The 15,868-nt window shown below is 64.2% G+C and carries 17 protein-coding genes; 10 read left to right on the top strand and 7 right to left on the bottom strand.

Features of this window, described 5'->3' with window-relative positions; genetic code table 11:
• Positions 1-27 precede the first annotated feature (27 nt).
• Genes AC1DYJ_RS12170 through AC1DYJ_RS12180 form a run of 3 tightly spaced genes read left to right on the top strand, consistent with a single transcriptional unit; the run spans position 28 to position 2,999 of the window.
• Complete coding sequence (locus AC1DYJ_RS12170) at positions 28-879, top strand: MipA/OmpV family protein (RefSeq protein ID WP_477281062.1); 852 nt, start codon at positions 28-30, stop codon at positions 877-879.
• A gap of 27 nt (positions 880-906) precedes the next feature.
• Positions 907-1,677, top strand: coding sequence for a response regulator transcription factor (locus AC1DYJ_RS12175; RefSeq protein WP_477408209.1), 771 nt, complete (start codon positions 907-909; stop codon positions 1,675-1,677).
• A complete protein-coding gene (locus tag AC1DYJ_RS12180) occupies positions 1,674-2,999 on the top strand; it encodes a HAMP domain-containing sensor histidine kinase (protein ID WP_477281066.1) in 1,326 nt (441 codons plus the stop codon). Before AC1DYJ_RS12175 ends, AC1DYJ_RS12180 begins: the two co-directional genes overlap by 4 nt.
• Before the next feature lie 31 nt (positions 3,000-3,030).
• Here AC1DYJ_RS12180 and AC1DYJ_RS12185 read toward each other — a convergent pair whose 3' ends face one another.
• Entirely contained in the window at positions 3,031-3,933 is a 903-nt protein-coding gene (locus tag AC1DYJ_RS12185; RefSeq protein ID WP_477281068.1) for a LysR family transcriptional regulator, read from the bottom strand.
• A gap of 122 nt (positions 3,934-4,055) precedes the next feature.
• On the opposite strand from AC1DYJ_RS12185, the gene AC1DYJ_RS12190 reads away from it, so the two are divergent.
• Positions 4,056-4,796 (top strand): SDR family oxidoreductase, encoded by a 741-nt coding sequence (locus AC1DYJ_RS12190; RefSeq protein ID WP_477281741.1) that lies wholly within the window; start codon positions 4,056-4,058, stop codon positions 4,794-4,796.
• Positions 4,797-4,857: 61 nt separating this feature from the next.
• Entirely contained in the window at positions 4,858-5,760 is a 903-nt protein-coding gene (locus AC1DYJ_RS12195) for an SDR family oxidoreductase (RefSeq protein WP_477281070.1), read from the top strand.
• A gap of 46 nt (positions 5,761-5,806) precedes the next feature.
• Here AC1DYJ_RS12195 and map read toward each other — a convergent pair whose 3' ends face one another.
• Entirely contained in the window at positions 5,807-6,634 is an 828-nt protein-coding gene (gene map, locus AC1DYJ_RS12200) for a type I methionyl aminopeptidase (RefSeq protein WP_477281072.1), read from the bottom strand.
• 234 nt (positions 6,635-6,868) lie between these two features.
• On the opposite strand from map, the gene AC1DYJ_RS12205 reads away from it, so the two are divergent.
• From AC1DYJ_RS12205 to AC1DYJ_RS12220, 4 genes are all read left to right on the top strand, one after another.
• On the top strand, positions 6,869-7,261 hold the full coding sequence (locus AC1DYJ_RS12205; protein WP_477281074.1) for a hypothetical protein: 393 nt from the start codon (positions 6,869-6,871) through the stop codon (positions 7,259-7,261).
• 120 nt (positions 7,262-7,381) lie between these two features.
• Positions 7,382-7,618: a hypothetical protein gene (locus tag AC1DYJ_RS12210; RefSeq protein WP_477281076.1), complete on the top strand. Its 237-nt coding sequence runs from the start codon at positions 7,382-7,384 to the stop codon at positions 7,616-7,618.
• Positions 7,619-7,815: 197 nt separating this feature from the next.
• Positions 7,816-8,115 (top strand): DUF982 domain-containing protein, encoded by a 300-nt coding sequence (locus AC1DYJ_RS12215; protein WP_477281078.1) that lies wholly within the window; start codon positions 7,816-7,818, stop codon positions 8,113-8,115.
• Positions 8,116-8,260: 145 nt separating this feature from the next.
• On the top strand, positions 8,261-8,536 hold the full coding sequence (locus AC1DYJ_RS12220; RefSeq protein WP_477281080.1) for a DUF6074 family protein: 276 nt from the start codon (positions 8,261-8,263) through the stop codon (positions 8,534-8,536).
• Between the two features lie 29 nt (positions 8,537-8,565).
• Here AC1DYJ_RS12220 and AC1DYJ_RS12225 read toward each other — a convergent pair whose 3' ends face one another.
• Genes AC1DYJ_RS12225 through AC1DYJ_RS12235 form a run of 3 tightly spaced genes read right to left on the bottom strand, consistent with a single transcriptional unit; the run spans position 8,566 to position 14,364 of the window.
• Positions 8,566-10,065 (bottom strand): efflux transporter outer membrane subunit, encoded by a 1,500-nt coding sequence (locus AC1DYJ_RS12225; protein WP_477281082.1) that lies wholly within the window; start codon positions 10,063-10,065, stop codon positions 8,566-8,568.
• An 11-nt stretch (positions 10,066-10,076) separates the two neighbouring features.
• A complete protein-coding gene (locus AC1DYJ_RS12230; RefSeq protein ID WP_477281083.1) occupies positions 10,077-13,214 on the bottom strand; it encodes an efflux RND transporter permease subunit in 3,138 nt (1,045 codons plus the stop codon).
• 4 nt (positions 13,215-13,218) lie between these two features.
• Positions 13,219-14,364 carry an efflux RND transporter periplasmic adaptor subunit gene (locus AC1DYJ_RS12235; protein ID WP_477281085.1) on the bottom strand — a complete coding sequence of 382 codons (1,146 nt, stop codon included), beginning with the start codon at positions 14,362-14,364 and terminating at the stop codon, positions 13,219-13,221.
• Between AC1DYJ_RS12235 and AC1DYJ_RS12240 the strand changes: the two genes are divergently transcribed.
• Positions 14,363-14,734: a hypothetical protein gene (locus AC1DYJ_RS12240; protein ID WP_477281087.1), complete on the top strand. Its 372-nt coding sequence runs from the start codon at positions 14,363-14,365 to the stop codon at positions 14,732-14,734. The genes AC1DYJ_RS12235 and AC1DYJ_RS12240 overlap by 2 nt on opposite strands.
• Positions 14,735-14,751: 17 nt before the next feature.
• Here AC1DYJ_RS12240 and AC1DYJ_RS12245 read toward each other — a convergent pair whose 3' ends face one another.
• Both AC1DYJ_RS12245 and AC1DYJ_RS12250 read right to left on the bottom strand, forming a co-directional pair.
• Positions 14,752-14,967, bottom strand: coding sequence for a hypothetical protein (locus AC1DYJ_RS12245; RefSeq protein WP_477281089.1), 216 nt, complete (start codon positions 14,965-14,967; stop codon positions 14,752-14,754).
• 105 nt (positions 14,968-15,072) lie between these two features.
• The gene (locus tag AC1DYJ_RS12250; protein WP_477281091.1) at positions 15,073-15,765 is read right to left on the bottom strand and encodes a hypothetical protein; all 693 of its coding nucleotides are present in this window, start codon (positions 15,763-15,765) and stop codon (positions 15,073-15,075) included.
• Positions 15,766-15,868: the final 103 nt, after the last annotated feature.

The following is a 15,868-nucleotide window of genomic DNA, read 5'->3' on the forward strand; positions in this document are numbered from 1 at the left end:
TTTCGCCTTTCTATGCCTGGAGCATGCATGTTCGCAAAAATCGAGACTGGACTATTTGCCGGCCGGACATCTGTCGCAACGATGGCAATCCTGTTTTCAACGCATTCGGGCATGGCAGCCGACGCCATTGCCGTGAATACCGACGATGTCATCCCGCCGCCCGACGTTTCCCGATTTGGGCGTGTTCAACAGAAACTGGCCGATTGGCACGTCGTCCTTGGCGGCGGCGTCATCATCGTCCCCAAATATGAGGGCAGTGACGAGTTCAAGGTTATGCCGGTGCCTTTCGTCAGCGCGACATTCCTCGACATCGTGACGATCAATCCGTCAGGCGCCAACATCGCCGTCTATGAACAAGGGCCATTCGAACTGAGCGCACGGCTCGGTTTTGAAATGGGCCGCAAGGAGGACGATGCCGATCGCCTTCGCGGCCTGGGCGATATCGATATGGGCGCGAAAGTCGGCATGAAAGCAGCCGTGAAGTTCGGCCCGGCGGAGATCTTCGCCCAAGTGGACAAGACCATAGGCGGCAGTGACGGTTTGCAGGGCGAGGTGGGGATCGAGGTTAGCCGGCCTCTGACGGAATCGTTGATCGTCGGCGCCAGCGCATCCGCCGTCTTTGCCGATGAAAATTACATGCAGGCATATTTCGGCGTCACGCCGGAACAATCAGCCCGCTCGGGGCTGGCGCATTATGATGCCGGGGCCGGGTTGAAGCGCGCCGATTTTTCCATTTCCGCCACATATATGCTCGATGCGAACTGGATGGTGCGTGGCGAAGCGGGGGTCGGCATCCTCCTGGGTGACGCCGCCGACAGCCCGATCGTCGTCGACAAGGTTCAGCCCTCAGGGATGCTTCTGGTCGGATACCGGTTCTGACACCACGCAGGCGCGCAAATGCAGGCCATGACAAAATCCGAGCTTGCCTGGCAAAGGCAGCAAGACGATCTGAGCGCGGAATCGGCAAGGCAGGGACCGCGCATACTGATCGTCGAAGACGATTTCGAAATTGCGCGCATGCTGGGCGACACGCTTGCCGAAAACGGCATGATCGTGGAAATCGTCGGCAACGGTGTGCGGATGAATGCCGCGCTTCGCGCTCAGAAATTCGATCTCATCGTGCTCGATGTCATGCTGCCCGGCGAAAGCGGCCTCAACATCTGCCGCCGTCTTCGCGCCGAAACGAACATTCCGATCCTGATACTGACCGCGCTTGGCGAAGAAATCGACCGTATCTTCGGGCTGGAGATCGGTGCCGACGACTATGTGACGAAACCGTTCAGCGGGCGCGAACTGACCGCGCGAATACGCGCTCTGCTGCGCCGCGCAGCCTATGCTCCCGAAGAGCGAGACCGATCAAGGGTGCTTCGCTTCAACGGTTGGCGCATCGACCCCATACGCCGGCAACTGCACGATCCGAGCAATGCAAGGGTTGCCACCACCACGCATGAATTCGACCTTCTGCTAGCATTTTGCCGCAACGCGGGCCGTGTTCTGTCGCGCGAAGAGCTTCTCGGCGTAACGCATGCCGGGCTTGCCGGCCCGATCGAGCGGAGCGTCGACGTGCATGTCAGCCGTATCCGCCAGAAGATCGAAAAGGATGCGCGCGATCCGGTGCTGCTCAAGACCGTTCGGCTGGGGGGCTACATCTTCACCGCGACGGTGGAGGAAGCATGAGGAGTTTCCTCGGCCGTTTTCTGCCACAGTCGGTGCGTGGGCAGTTCGCGGCAATCATTGTCGTCGCGGTGATCGTGATCCTGTCCAGCGGCTCGGCGGTCGAGAGTTTTACGGAGTATTTCGACCTCCCGGCCGTGGAAGACAGCGCCAGACAAACCGATGTTGTCGCCACTCTGCTGCGCGGCGCGCGGGAGGAGGATCGCGGCGTGATCCTGGCAGCGGCAGCGCGAGCCGGCTTTGACTTCAAGGTGCTGCCCAGCGAACAGGTCCGTGCTATCCCAACGTCCTACCTGGAATGGCAAAGCATCTCCTGGCTTCTGCGGATCGAAAAGGGCTCGATTGATGGGCGCTGGATAAGGATCAGCGGCCAATACGCGTTTGTCGTCGACCTGGACCAGCAGAGCGTCCTGGCTCATTTCGGCATGCCTGATTCCTTTCTGACGTCGGGCGCCGTCCGCTCTTCATTCTACAGGTTCATGGCCTTCATCGCCTTGCCCACGATGATCTGGCTCTTTGCCGTATGGACCGTCACAGGCCCGCTGAAGCGCATCTCCAGCGCCGTCGGTTCGGCCGAGATCGAAAATGGCGACGAACTCTTCATCGAACGCGGGTCCACCGAGATGGTCGGCCTGACGCGCGCGCTGAACCGGATGAGAACACGCATCCGGACGATGATCGAGAACCGCACGCGCATGTTGCGCAGCGTCAGCCACGATTTGCGCACGCCTTTGACGCGGCTGCGGCTGCGCGCCGAGCGCATGGACGAGAATCCCATTCGCACCGCAATGCTGACCGACATTCAGCATATCGAAGACCTGATCAGCGAGACCTTGACCTATCTGCGCAACGACGTCTCGACGGAGAAGTTGCAGCGCGCCGACATTGCCAGCGTGCTGCAAACCGTCTGCGCGGAATTCTCCGATGTCGGGTTCTCGGTATCCTATTCGGGACCGGACCGGCTTCTGGGCTGGTGCAAACCCAATGCGCTGGCCCGTGCGATCACCAACCTCTGCGACAATGGGGTCAAATTCGCCGGCAATGTCACGGTCGCATTGACGCAGACCGGCTCAGCGGCACGCATCGCGGTCGGTGACGATGGGCCGGGCATCCCGATGCCGGCGCGCGCCCAGGTTTTCGAACCCTTCTTCAAGGAAGATGCCTCGCGTGGCGTTGCTTCGAAACATGGCTTTGGCCTGGGTCTCTCGATCGTCGCAGACATCATCCAGGGACACGGCGGCAGGATCGAACTGCAGGACAACCAGCCCAACGGACTGATCGTTACCGTCGACCTGCCGAATGAACCAGCGATCCAGCTATCATAATTTGCGCCCGCCCGGATCGGGCCGCGGATGCTTATTCGACTTGCGATGTCCGCATGCGGAACTGTTGGGCCATCCAGTCGATGAATACGCGCAGGCGCGGCGACAATTGCCGCGTGGGCGAATACAGCACGTGAACCGGCAAGGGCGAGGGCGGAAAGCCTGCGAGCACCTCGACCAGCGCGCCGCTGGCCAGTTCCGAGACGACCCGGTAGCGCGGCACCTGGATCAGTCCGAGGCCGAGGCAAGCGGACGCGACATTGGTCTCGGGGCCGGTCACCGTCACATTGGCAGACAAGGTGAACTGGCGGGTCTTGCCGTCGACGCTGAAGACGAGCGGGATGATCTCGGCTGCGTCCGGCGCCATCAGGCCGACCATTTCGTGTCCCGCGAGGTCGTCGGGCGTCTGCGGTGTGCCGAAGCGGCTGAGGTAGGCGGGGCTGGCGAAGGTGCCCCTTTCCAGTGTCGCCAGACGCCGCTTGATCAGCGGACTGTCGGCGAGTTCGCCGGCGCGCATGAGGCAGTCGAAGCCTTCACGGATCATATCCAGCGGCTGGTGCATCTCGCTGATATGCAGCCGGATGTCCGGGTACAACTCCCGAAAGCGGGGCAGGCCGGGCAGCAGGAAATACCGCGCCTGGGTGCCGTGCATGTCGACGCGGACCGGACCGGACGGCTTTGCGCCGACAAAGGCACCCTCGGCGTCTTCCAGGTCGGCGACCAGACTGACGCAGCGCTGATAATAGGCTTCGCCGTCCAGTGTCGGGCTGACCTGACGGGTCGTGCGCTGCAAAAGCCGCACGCCCAGTCGTGCCTCCAGGCTCTTGACCGCATCGGTGACGGATGAGCGGGGCAGTCCGAGATCGTCGGCGGCCTTGGTGAAGCTGCGCCGCTCGACGATGCGGATGAAGACGCGCATGGCGTCGAAGCGATCCATTGTTCGAAATCTCGAATGATGATGTCGGATTATGCCTGATTATCCGCAAGGCGGGAAGGCGCATCTTGTTGGCAGCCGATCAACGGCATCCAGCAAGGAGACAGACCATGACCAACCAGACCATGAGCAACCAGGTCGGCAAAATCGCCCTCGTTACCGGCGCCTCCAGCGGCATCGGCGCCGCCGTCGCCGAGCGCCTAGCCAAAGACGGCTTCACCGTCGTGGTGAACTATGCCGGCAATGCGGCTGCCGCAGAGGCGGTCGTCGCCAGGATCGAGGCGACCGGCGGCAAGGCGGTGGCGGCGAAGGCCGACATTTCGGACGCTGCCGCGGTGGCGCGTATGTTCGACACGGTCGAAACCGCTTTCGGCGGCGTCGACGTGCTGATCAACAATGCCGGCATCATGAACCTCGCCACCATCGCCGACAGCGACGATGCACTGTTCGACCGTACGATCGCCGTCAATCTCAAGGGCACCTTCAACACGCTGCGCGAAGCGGCGAAGCGCCTGCGTGACGGCGGCCGGATCGTGAATTTTTCCTCCAGTGTCGTCGGCCTGCTGCAGCCGACCTATGGCGTCTATGCCGCCACCAAGGCTGCGGTCGAGGCAATGACCAGCGTGCTTGCCAAGGAACTGCGCGGCCGCAACATCACCGTCAACGCGATTGCGCCGGGACCGACGGCAACGAAGCTGTTCCTCGACGGCAAGCCGCAGGACCTCGTCGACCGCCTGGCCAAATTGGCCCCGCTCGAACGCCTCGGCCAGCCCAAGGATATCGCCGACGCCGTCGCCTTCCTCGCCGGCCCGGACGGCGCCTGGATCAACGGCCAGACCCTGCGCGCCAATGGCGGGATCATCTGATCCGGCCGGCTCCGCCAACCCTGAACCGCTTCAACCACATCTCGATCAAGGAACCATCGTCATGTCCAAATTCGTCATCCTCGTCACCGGTGCGTCCTCGGGCTTCGGCCTGATGACCGCTAGGTCGCTGGCCGAAGCCGGCCATACCGTCTACGCCACGATGCGCGAGACCGCCGGGCGCAATGCGCCGCAGGTTGCGGCCGTCGCCGCCTGGGCCACTGAGCACAAGGCCGATCTGCGCACCGCGGAACTCGACGTGCAATCGGACACTTCAGCCGAGGCCGGCATCGCCCACATCATTGCCGAGGCGGGCCGACTCGACGTCATCGTCCACAATGCCGGTCATATGGTGTTCGGCCCCGCTGAGGCCTTCACCCCGGACCAGTTCATCCAGCAGTACGACGTCAACGTGCTGGGGGCTCAGCGGGTCAACCGTGCGGCACTCCCGCATCTGCGCGGGCAGGGCAAGGGCCTGCTGGTCTGGGTCGGTTCGTCCTCGACGCGCGGCGGCACCCCGCCGTTCCTCGCGCCCTATTTCGCGGCCAAGGCGGCGATGGATGCGCTGGCCGTGTCCTACTCCACCGAGCTCGCTTTGTGGGGGATCGAAACCACCATCATGGTTCCCGGCGCCTTCACCAAAGGCACCAATCATTTCGCGCATTCCGGCAAGCCATCGGATGCGGCGCGGGCCGCCGAATATGAAGCCGGGCCCTATGCCGGCATCGCCGATCGGGCGCTGAAGGGGCTGGCCGGCCTCGAGCCCGCCGACGCCGATCCGTCGGAAGTGGCGCGCGAGATCGTTCGCGTCGTCGACATGCCGTTCGGCAAGCGGCCGTTCCGCGTCCATGTCGACCCGTCGCAGGACGGCGCCGAGATCGTCAACGGCGTTGCCGACCGCATGCGCCGGGAAATCTATCGCAACATCGGCCTCGAAGACCTGCTTCACCCGGCTGTCGTTGGCTAAGCCTTCAGACCGTGGGCCGTCTTCCGGCCAGACAAATATCGACCGCTCAGGCCGGCAGGCCGGGGCGGTCGAGCTTGTTTGGCGAGAGCGTAAAGATCTCGCAGCCTGTGTCGGTGACGCCGATCGTGTGTTCGTATTGCGCCGACAGCGAGCGGTCGCGCGTTACCGCCGTCCAGCCGTCCGACAGCACTTTCACATGCGGCCGGCCGAGATTGATCATCGGCTCGATGGTGAAGATCATGCCCGGCCGCATCTCGACGCCTTCGCTCGATGTGCCGTAGTGCAGGATGTTGGGCGCGTCATGGAACAGCTGGCCGACGCCGTGGCCGCAGAAATCGCGCACCACCGAGCAGCGCTCGGCCTCGGCAAAGGTCTGGATGGCGGCGCCGATGGCGCCGGTGCGGGCGCCGGGCCGGACCGCCGCGATGCCACGCATCAGGCATTCATGGGTGACTTCGAGCAGGCGTTCGGCGGCGCGCTTGATGGTGCCGACCGGGTACATGCGCGAGGAATCGCCGTGCCAGCCATCGAGGATGTAGGTGACGTCGATGTTGACGATGTCGCCGTCCTTCAACGGCTTGTTGTCTGGAATGCCATGGCAGACGACGTGGTTGATCGAGGTGCAGGACGATTTGGTGTAGCCACGATAATTGAGCGTCGCCGGCAGCGCGCCATGGTCCATGCCGTATTCGAAGACGAACCGGTCGATGGTCTCGGTGGTGACGCCCGGCTGGACCATCGGCACCAGTTCGTCGAGGCAACGCGCGGTAAGATCGCAGGCCTTGCGCATGCCGGCAAAGCCTTCTTCGCCGTAGAGGCGGATCTGGCCCGTGTTCCTGAGGGGTGCCGTGGCGGCGTCGAGATAGGTGACCATAGTGTCCGTTTTGCCTGTAAGCGGGCTATGCATATCAGCCCGTTCAAAAATCTCTCCAGATTTGGCACTGGAAGCCGCAAGGTTCAAGGAAGAACTGCCGGCGAGGGGCTCGCGCCGGCGATATTCGTGCCTTGCGGCGCTGTCTCGTGCCTTGTTCTGCCCGAGCGACCGAAGCTTTCCTTTTTCGACTCAGTCAGCTAGGCCGGTGGAAGCATCAGGAGATTTTGCCGTCCCATGGCGTTCAAACGCGCAAAACCCGTCATGACGCCGATCAGGGCAACCTGCTCGGGCCTGATGGCTTTGCTGCTGCTTGCGCTGCTCAGCCTGTTCCAGGTGGAAGCGACGGCGTCAGTGACCGCAAATCTGGGCGGGCCGAGCATCAGCACGGCGCGGCAGGGCGATGCGGTGGCGCTGCTGCGCGTCACAGCCAAGGCGCAGGGGCTCGAAATCCGCGCTGGCCGGCCGGTGCCGGCCAAAGCCGTCAGCGGCAATGCGGCGGCGATTGCGCCGACAACCGGTTTCTTCCTGCTGGACCAGGCTTTGCCGGTCCTGGCAGCCGCGCCATCCGCGTTTGTCCCGGCGCCGCGCATCCATGCAAACCAGCCCCGGGCGCCACCATCCGCCTAAGTTGAGCGCGGTCTAGTACCCGCTTCTTTCAATTATCCCATTGTTTTCGCGTCGCGATTTCCGCGGCGGCCGCTGGCCGCTCGCGGATTTCGCGTGACGCGCGGTTTTCCGGAGCTTTCCATGCAACGCATAAGAACCATCCTTACACTAACCCGCGCGGTCTCGGCCGCTCTGTTCCTTTCAGTGCAGGCGCTCATCTGCATCGGCACGGTCTACTGGGCGGTCGCCGAGACGCTCGGCATGGCGGGCACCGCCGCTCTGGTCCTCGCGGGCATCTTCGCTGTGCCCTCGGCCTATGTGCTCTTCATCGCCGTGCGCATGGCCTATGAGGCAGAAACCGATCCGGCCAACCAATAGCAACAGTTCCAGGACCGAGTGCAGCGGTTTCCATTGGGAATTGCTTAAAAGCAAAGCGTTAAAGTGCGCGCCTGGGCGCGCTTTAACGCCCGAACGCGGCGACCGCAGTGACGACACATTCTTGCGCGACATCAGGTCAAGCAACTTTTGACGACGAACGGCGTTGCTGTGGCGACACCAGTTCGGGAGACGTGGAAATGGACAGATTGCAATTCGAGGTGCCGGTGCGCATCGCGCCCGCGCCCGGGCTGCCGGTAGAGGAAATCTACAGCGTCGAACAGGCGCTGGATGTCCTGCATGAGTGGCCAAAGAAGCGACAGGGCAAGGTCTATGAGGCGGCGTTCAATGCCTGCTTCGGCGCCACGGTGGATGTGGTCAAGACCGAGGACGCCTGCCGTGCCTTCATGGCGTTCTGCCGGGTCAGCGGCCTGCTGGCCAGGGACATGATGATTACGGCCAAGCGCGCCGGCGGCGAGGCGAGGGGCCTGCGGATCTAGCGCCTTTTTGATCCGGAGGCTGACCACCCGACTCGCTCGGATCGACGCGGACTCCGCGGCGTTAAGGTTCCGTTTCCGACTTCACAGCTAGGCATGACGCATAGAGCAGCGTCTGATTCGTTGCGTCAGTGTCATGGTGCAGAATATGTCCTCAGCTAACGTGCGCGCCTTTCCTTTAGACCGGCAGACCATGCTGGTGCGCGAGGTGGCCGCCAGGCTGGGCAGGCTGCATGGCGACACGGCCACCTCCTTCTGGAAGGCCACGGCGCGCGAACTCCTCGACAAGGCGATCGCTGCCGGCAGCGATGCGGCCTCCGCCGCCAACGATGTCCGCCGGTTTTTTGCCGCCGTCCAGGACGCGATGCATTTTGAGGCGGATGATGCCGCGCCGGGGCAGCGCCAGACGCGCACCCGCTTCTAAACCGCCGCAGACAAGCCTGCCGCTCGAGATCACTGGCCTACAGGCGCCGATGCCAGCCGCGGCCCGGTCCTGGCGTCGACGATCTCGGGTTTGGCGCTGGCGATCGTGCCGTCCCAGCCGCCGCCGAGCGCCTTGTTGAGCGCGACATAGTCGGTGGCAATCGCAATGCGGCTTTGCAGCAGACTGTCCTCGGCCGAATAGAGCGACCGCTCGGCGTCCAGCACGTCGAGAAGGCTGGCTTCGCCTGACTTGTAGAGCGTGCGCTCGAGATTTGCGGCCTCGCCGTAGGATTTCACGGAAGCGGCAAGCTTGCCGTTGCGGATGCGCTCCTGGCGAAGCGCAACGATGGCGTTTTCGACATCTTCGAGCGCCGTCAGCACGGACGCCTTATAGGCGATGAAATACTGGTCGCGCTCGGCCCTGGCGACGTCGGCCGCGGCTTTCAGCTGCCCGGCGTTGAAGATCGGCACGCTGAGCGTCGGCCCGAACGACCAGCCGATGGTGGAATTCTTGCCGAGATCGCCGACCCTGAAAGCCGACGTGTCGATATTGCCGGTCAGGCTGACTGTAGGATAGCGGGCCGCCTCGGCCTGGCCGACCTTTGCGGTATATTGGGCATACTGCCGCTCGGCCATGCGCACGTCGGGCCTGGTCAGCAAAATGTCTGCGGGAATGCCGGTCGGCAGCGGCAGGCGCGGCGTCGGGATAGGTGCTGCGCGCTTCAGCCGCTCGTTCAGCGCCGCCGGCGGGCGGCCGGTGAGCACCGAAAGCCGGTGTACGGCTTGGGCGTAACTGGCCTCGAGCGAGGGAACGTCGGCTGCCGTGGTGCTTGCCTGCCCCTGGGCCTTGGCGACGTCGGCCGCCGTTGCTGTGCCGGCCAGCAACATGGTGTGGGTGAGGGCGGCGGTCTGCTGCTGCGATGCAGCCGTGCGCCGTGCCAGCTGGATGCGCGCCTGGTAGCCGCGTGCTTGCGCATAGTAGGAGGCGACGTCGCCGACCATGGTCAGCAGCGTCGAGCGCAACTCCTGCTCGGAAGCGTCCACCCCATAGCGGGCGGCCTCGACACCCCTGCGGTTGGCGGCGAACAGGTCGAGCTCCCAGCTGGCGTCGAAGCCGGCCTGGTAATAGCTGTAGGCATCGCTGGCAGCTCCGCCTTGCGTGGTCGCGGCGGTCTTGTTGCGATTGGCGGAGCCGCTGCCGTCGGCCGTGGGAAACAGGGTCCCGGCGCTCTGGCGGTAGCTGGCGCGGGCCTCACGGATCTTGGCCTTGGCGGTGGCGACATCGAGGTTGCCGGCAACCGCCTCCTCGATGAGCGTGTTCAGTTGCGGATCGCGCAACCGCTGCCACCATTGTGACAGTTGCGGCGGCCTGGCTATTGAAGCCGTCTTCTGGTCGCTCCAGCTTGCTGGCATCGCCAGAAGCGGCCTCTCATAGTCCGGGCCGACGACGCAGCCCGAAAGCAGAACCACGGCAAGCATAGGCAAAAGCGTCCGCCTCGCGGCCGGACGGCCACGTTCAAAACCTGTCATACGAAATACCCTTATTGCTGGTTGGCTGCTGCTGGTGCTTCGCCCTGTTTAGCCGCCCCGCCCTTGAAGATGCGCCGCACCGTAACGAACAGCAGCGGCACCAGGAACACGCCGATCACCGTCGCCGCGATCATGCCGCCCATGACGCCGATGCCGACGGAGTTCTGAGCGCCTGAACCGGCGCCGCTGGCAATCGCCAGCGGCGTGACGCCGAGGATGAAGGCAAGCGACGTCATCAGGATCGGCCGCAATCGTTGTCGCGCCGCCTCCAGCGTCGCCTCGACCAGACCCATTCCGGCGGCCTGCCGCTCGATGGCGAACTCGACGATGAGGATCGCGTTCTTGGCGGCAAGGCCGATCGTGGTCAGCAGGCCGACCTTGAAATAGACGTCGTTGGTCTGGCCGAACAGGCTGGCCGCAAGCAGCGCGCCGAAGATGCCGATCGGCACCGACAGCATGACCGCGAATGGGATCGACCAGCTCTCATAAAGCGCTGCCAGGCACAGGAACACGACCAGCGCCGAGATCGCATAGAGCGACAGCGCCTGGTTGCCGGAAAGCCGCTCCTGGTGCGACAGCCCGGTCCATTCATGGGAGTAGCCGGGTGGCAGCTGCGCCACGAGTTTGTCGATCTCGTCCATCGCCGCACCCGAGCTGATGCCGGCGGCCGCAGCGCCCTGGATCTCGACCGCGGCCGAGCCATTGTAGCGTTCGAGCCGCGGCGAACCAAATGTCCAGTGGCTGGAGGCGAAGGAAGAGAACGGCACCATGGTGCCGGCGGAGTTGCGGACCTGCCATTTGTCCAGATCTTCCGGCTGCATGCGGAAGTTAGGATCGGATTGCATATAGACCGGCTTCACCCGCCCGCGATCGATGAAATCGTTGACGTAATCGCTGCCCCAGGCGGCCGACAGCGTGTTGTTGATGTCGGCGAGGTTGACGCCGAGCGCGCTGGCCTTCTCCTGGTCGATGTCGACCGAGAATTGCGGCTGGTCCTCCTGGCCGTTGGGCCTCGTGGCGGTGAGCAGCTTGCTCTGCGCGGCAAGCCCCAGCAGCTGGTTACGGGTCTGGATCAGCGCATCGTGGCCGGCGCCGTTGACGTCTTGCAGGTAGAAGTCGAAGCCGTTGGTGTTGCCGAAACCCTGGATGGCGGGGGGAGCCAGCGCAAAGACCTGCGCGTCCCTGATCTTGCGGAAGGCGCCCATGGCGCGGCCGGCGACCGCTTGCGCCGACAACGCCGGTGACGAGCGCTGGCTGAACGCCTTCATGGGCACGAAAGCAATGCCGACATTTTGCCCGGCGCCGCCGAAGCCGAAGCCGGAAGCGGTGAAGACGCCTTCGACCGCCGCCTTTTCGTCGTTGAGGTAGTGGTCGGTGACCTGCTTCAGCACGCGCTCGGTGCGGTCCTGCGTGGCGCCGACCGGCAGCGATACGCTGGTGATCAGGATGCCCTGGTCCTCTTCCGGCAGGAAGGAGCTCGGCAGCCGGACAAACATCCAGCCCATGGCGATGACGATGGCGAGGAAGACGGCGAGGAAACGCCAGGAGCGGTTGATGATGCCGTGCGAGCCGTCGCGATAGGCCGTCGTGCCGCGGTCGAAGACGCGATTGAACCAGCCGAACGGACCGGTCTGCGTCGCGTGGTCCTTGGGTCGGCGCAGGATGGTGGCGCACAGCGCCGGCGTCAGCACAAGTGCTACCAGCACCGACAGCACCATCGCCGAGACGATGGTGACCGAGAACTGCCGGTAGATGATGCCGGTGGAGCCGCCGAAGAAGGCCATCGGCACGAACACCGCCGACAGCACGGTGGCGATGCCGACCAGCGCGCCGGTGATCTCGTTCATCGATTTGCGCGTCGCCTCTTTCGGCGACAGGTCTTCCTCCTGCATGACGCGCTCGACATTTTCGACCACGACGATGGCGTCGTCGACGAGCAGGCCAATGGCCAGCACCATGGCGAACATGGTCAGCGTGTTGATCGAATAGCCGAAGAAGGACAGAACGCCGAACGTGCCAAGCAACACAACCGGCACGGCGATGGTCGGGATGATGGTAGCGCGCAAGTTCTGCAGGAAGACGAACATCACCAGGAAGACGAGCACGATGGCTTCCAGCAGCGTCTTGACCACCTCTTCGATCGACAGCCGCACGAAGGGCGAGGTGTCGTAGGGGTAGACGACCTCGACACCTTGCGGGAAGGTCGAGCTCAGCCGGTTGATCGTTGAGCGCACCGCCTCGGCAGTGCTGATGGCGTTGGCGCCGGTCGCCAGATTGATGGCGACGCCCGCCGCCGGCTGGCCGTTGTATCTGGCGGCGGTCGTATAGCTTTCGGCGCCGAGCGCGACGGTGGCGACATCGTTGAGGCGGACCAGCGAGCCGTCGGTCTGGCTCTTCAGGATGATGTTGCGAAACTGTTCAGCAGTCTGCAGCCGGCTCTTGGCGGTCACCGTGGCGTTGAGCTGCTGGCCCTTGCGTTGCGGCAGGCCGCCGAGCTGGCCGGCCGACACTTGCGTGTTCTGCGCCTCGATCGCGGCAGCCACGTCGCTCGGCATCAGGGCGTATTTGGCGAGCTGGTCCGGATCGAGCCAGATGCGCATAGCGTAGCTGGAACCGAAAAGCTGCGTCGAGCCGACGCCTTCGACACGCTTCAGCGTGTCGTTGATGGTCGAGTCGACATAGTCGGCAAGGTCGGTCGAGTTCATCTTGCCGTCGCTGGAGACGAAGCCGATGACCATCAGGAAGCCGGTCGAGGATTTGGAGACGGTGATGCCGTTGCTCTGCACCACCTGCGGTAGTTGCGACTGCACCAGCTGCAGCTTGTTCTGGGTCTGCACCTGGGCGGTATCGGGATCGGCCGCGGTGGTGAAGGTCAACGTGATCGTAGCCGCACCGGTCGACGTCGACGTCGCCGTCATGTAGTCGAGATTGTCGATGCCCGTCATGCCTTGCTCGATGACCTTGGTCACCGAGTTTTCCACGGTCTGGGCATCAGCGCCGGGGTAGGTGGCGCTGATGTTGACCGTGGTCGGCGCGATCTGCGGGTATTGCGAGATCGGCAGCGTGGTGAGCGCGAGCAAGCCGCCCAGCATGATTACGATGGCGATCACCCAGGCGAAGATTGGCCGGTTGATGAAGAATGCGGACATCGGCTCAGTTCCCGGTCTTCGGGGCGTTGGCGGCCACTTCGGCGGCAGCAGGCACGGCCGAGGAGGTCTGCGCGCGGTCCTTGACCTCGCCGGTCGCCTCGTCGATCGTCACTTCGACGCCGGTCGCATCGCCACCGGGACGCACCAGTTGCAAGCCCTCGACGATGACGCGGTCGCCGTCGCCAACGCCCGAATCCACCAGCCAGTTGTTGCCGACGCTGTTGCGGACAGTGAGCACACGCGTCTCGACCTTGCCTTGCGCGTTGATGACCATGGCGGTCGCCTCGCCCTTGGTGTTGCGGCTGACGCCGCGCTGCGGCACCAGGAAACTGTTCTGGGCGACGCCTTCTTCGATGAGGGCGCGCACATACATGCCGGGCAGCAACAGGCGATCCGGGTTGGGGAACTGAGCCCGCAGCGCAAAAGTGCCGGTGGACTGGTCGACATTGGCGCTGGCGAATTCCATCTTGCCGGTCTGCGTATAGACGGTGCCGTTGTCGAGCTTCAGCTTGACCGAGACATTGGGGCCGCTGAACTTCAGCCGGCCTTCATTGATCGCCTGACGCAAATTGAGCAGATTGGTGCTCGACTGCGTGACATCGACATTGATCGGATCGAGCGCGCGGATGGTGGTGAGCACGGTGTCCTGATTGGCGGTGACCAGGGCGCCCTGCGTCAGCGACGACTTGTCGATGCGACCGGCGATCGGCGCGGTGATCTTGGTGTAGTCGAGATTGATGCGCGCGGTCTCGACGCTTGCCTTGGCCGACGCCACATCCGCCTGTGCCTGCGCCAGCGTCGCGGCCGCGTCGTCGTAATCCTGCTGCGAGACCACCTTCTGCGCCAGCAGCCCGGCATAGCGGTCGAACTTGGCCTGTGCGGTCGGCACTGCCGATTCAGCCTTCTGCTGGGATGCCTTCGCGCTATCCAGCGCTGCCTGGTAGCTCGCGGGGTTGATGAGATAGAGCGGCTGGCCGACCACGACCTCGCTGCCTTCCTGGAAAAGCCGAGCCTGGATGATGCCGTTCACCTGCGGGCGGACATCGGCGGTCAGCGAAGCGCTGGTGCGTCCCGACAGTTCGGCGGTGATGGCCACCGACTGCGGATGCAGCGTGACGACACCGACCTCGGGCCGGCCGGCGGCGCCCATGCCTGCCGGAGCCTTTGCTCCCTCCTGCGAGCAGGCCGCGAGAAGGAGTGCGGCACAAAGCGCGGCCCAGGATGCGGACCGGCGCGACGGCAAAAAGGACTGGCTGGACGGGAACGGCATGGCGTCGATCATCTTTCGCTGGGGTTGCGGTCGAAGGTCATGGCAATTGGAAGGTTATGGCAATCGGCCGCGCCCGCTTGCGCGTGGCGTCGAGCAATGCCTCGAAGCGGCTCATCTTGCGCTCCTTCTCGGCGGCCAGGGCGTATTCGACAAGCACAGTGAAGTCTTTGGCAAAATGAAGTCTTTGGCCGCGATGCCCAGCACCATCCATAGGCCACTAGACAGCGTTTCGCCAAGCGCTTTGCCGTGATCGGCAACGAGCGGCCACTAGGCAATTTTCTTGTCATCAAGGGCGGCGCTCGACTGTGTCGAAAACGGCAGCGACAGGCGCCAGGCGGCGAAGCTTAGCCGGATCGCGCCCTTGAGCGTGTCTGCCGGCAAGGCCGGCTGCATGGTTCCAGCGTCATGGCCGGTCGAACCGAGCGAGCCGCCGACTGGGCCAAAGGCTGCGATCAGCCGCAGCATCATCAGGGCTTCCCACATTGTCGTGCTTTCGTTGCTTGATGGCGGCTGAACGGCCATCATTTTCGGGAGAGAGAAACCGGCCGGTCCGAGACCGGGTGGCAGCGGACCGGCCGGCGCAGCCGGTCAGAGTTGCTCATCAGTCCGGGGTAGGGCTTCGGGGCTGTCATGGCCAGGCAGACCTCCGGGGCCGGCTGCGTGCGGCGGATGTCCCCAGGGACCGGGGGGCGGTTCGTGGGGTTCCGCCGAGGCAAGGATTTCAAGCTGTTCGGGCGTCAGTTTGGTGCGAAGCACTGAAATGGCGTCCTTCAATTTGGTGGCTGCGACCGCGCGCTCGGTAACATCGTCGGCCAGCCTCTCCTGGAAGGCGAAGGGGTCGCGGGGACCTTGGTCGGCTTTGCCGCCGGAGCCATCCGCGGCGCCAGGACCACGATTGCCGGAACCACCGGGGCCATGGTCGGGACCGGGCGGCGCCAGCACCGCCTGCAGCGCGCTGGTGTAGTCGCGCCAGGCATCGAGCTGTTCGCTGCGCACACCGATGCGGGTCTCGAGCGCGGCAAGCCGGGCCGCAAGCCTGAATTGCGGCGGCGGCCCCATGCGATGCGGGCCGAAGCCTTCCGGACCATGCCATGCCGGCCGGTGCGGCCACGCGCCTTGGTCCGGGGCGCCTTGATCCGGGGGACCCTGATCCGGGCCGCCTTGCATGGCAACGATCTGCGGTTGCTCGCCGGGCGGCGCGACAAAATCGGCCTGCTGCGCAAGGGCGGGATGAATGGCGACCGCGGAGAACAGGCCGAGCGCCAGAAGTCTGCTTTGCATGACGTAATCCTTTCCCAACATGCATCGGATGGCAGCAGGATAGGGGGCCTCTTTTTCCGCTTTGCTTCGGTGTGTTGCCGAAGGTTTCCTGCAAAGGGAGATT

The sequence above is a fragment of the Mesorhizobium sp. P2_B11 genome, assembly GCF_056404855.1.

What these genes read in the sequence shown, in the direction of transcription:
- AC1DYJ_RS12170 (WP_477281062.1), top strand. Translation starts at nt 28, where the DNA reads ATGTTCGCAAAAATCGAGACTGGACTATTTGCCGGCCGGACATCTGTC.
- AC1DYJ_RS12175 (WP_477408209.1), top strand. Translation starts at nt 907, where the DNA reads ATGACAAAATCCGAGCTTGCCTGGCAAAGGCAGCAAGACGATCTGAGC.
- AC1DYJ_RS12180 (WP_477281066.1), top strand. Translation starts at nt 1,674, where the DNA reads ATGAGGAGTTTCCTCGGCCGTTTTCTGCCACAGTCGGTGCGTGGGCAG.
- AC1DYJ_RS12185 (WP_477281068.1), bottom strand. Translation starts at nt 3,933, where the DNA reads ATGGATCGCTTCGACGCCATGCGCGTCTTCATCCGCATCGTCGAGCGG.
- AC1DYJ_RS12190 (WP_477281741.1), top strand. Translation starts at nt 4,056, where the DNA reads ATGAGCAACCAGGTCGGCAAAATCGCCCTCGTTACCGGCGCCTCCAGC.
- AC1DYJ_RS12195 (WP_477281070.1), top strand. Translation starts at nt 4,858, where the DNA reads ATGTCCAAATTCGTCATCCTCGTCACCGGTGCGTCCTCGGGCTTCGGC.
- map (WP_477281072.1), bottom strand. Translation starts at nt 6,634, where the DNA reads ATGGTCACCTATCTCGACGCCGCCACGGCACCCCTCAGGAACACGGGC.
- AC1DYJ_RS12205 (WP_477281074.1), top strand. Translation starts at nt 6,869, where the DNA reads ATGGCGTTCAAACGCGCAAAACCCGTCATGACGCCGATCAGGGCAACC.
- AC1DYJ_RS12210 (WP_477281076.1), top strand. Translation starts at nt 7,382, where the DNA reads ATGCAACGCATAAGAACCATCCTTACACTAACCCGCGCGGTCTCGGCC.
- AC1DYJ_RS12215 (WP_477281078.1), top strand. Translation starts at nt 7,816, where the DNA reads ATGGACAGATTGCAATTCGAGGTGCCGGTGCGCATCGCGCCCGCGCCC.
- AC1DYJ_RS12220 (WP_477281080.1), top strand. Translation starts at nt 8,261, where the DNA reads ATGTCCTCAGCTAACGTGCGCGCCTTTCCTTTAGACCGGCAGACCATG.
- AC1DYJ_RS12225 (WP_477281082.1), bottom strand. Translation starts at nt 10,065, where the DNA reads ATGACAGGTTTTGAACGTGGCCGTCCGGCCGCGAGGCGGACGCTTTTG.
- AC1DYJ_RS12230 (WP_477281083.1), bottom strand. Translation starts at nt 13,214, where the DNA reads ATGTCCGCATTCTTCATCAACCGGCCAATCTTCGCCTGGGTGATCGCC.
- AC1DYJ_RS12240 (WP_477281087.1), top strand. Translation starts at nt 14,363, where the DNA reads ATGCCTGCCGGAGCCTTTGCTCCCTCCTGCGAGCAGGCCGCGAGAAGG.
- AC1DYJ_RS12235 (WP_477281085.1), bottom strand. Translation starts at nt 14,364, where the DNA reads ATGGGCGCCGCCGGCCGGCCCGAGGTCGGTGTCGTCACGCTGCATCCG.
- AC1DYJ_RS12245 (WP_477281089.1), bottom strand. Translation starts at nt 14,967, where the DNA reads ATGTGGGAAGCCCTGATGATGCTGCGGCTGATCGCAGCCTTTGGCCCA.
- AC1DYJ_RS12250 (WP_477281091.1), bottom strand. Translation starts at nt 15,765, where the DNA reads ATGCAAAGCAGACTTCTGGCGCTCGGCCTGTTCTCCGCGGTCGCCATT.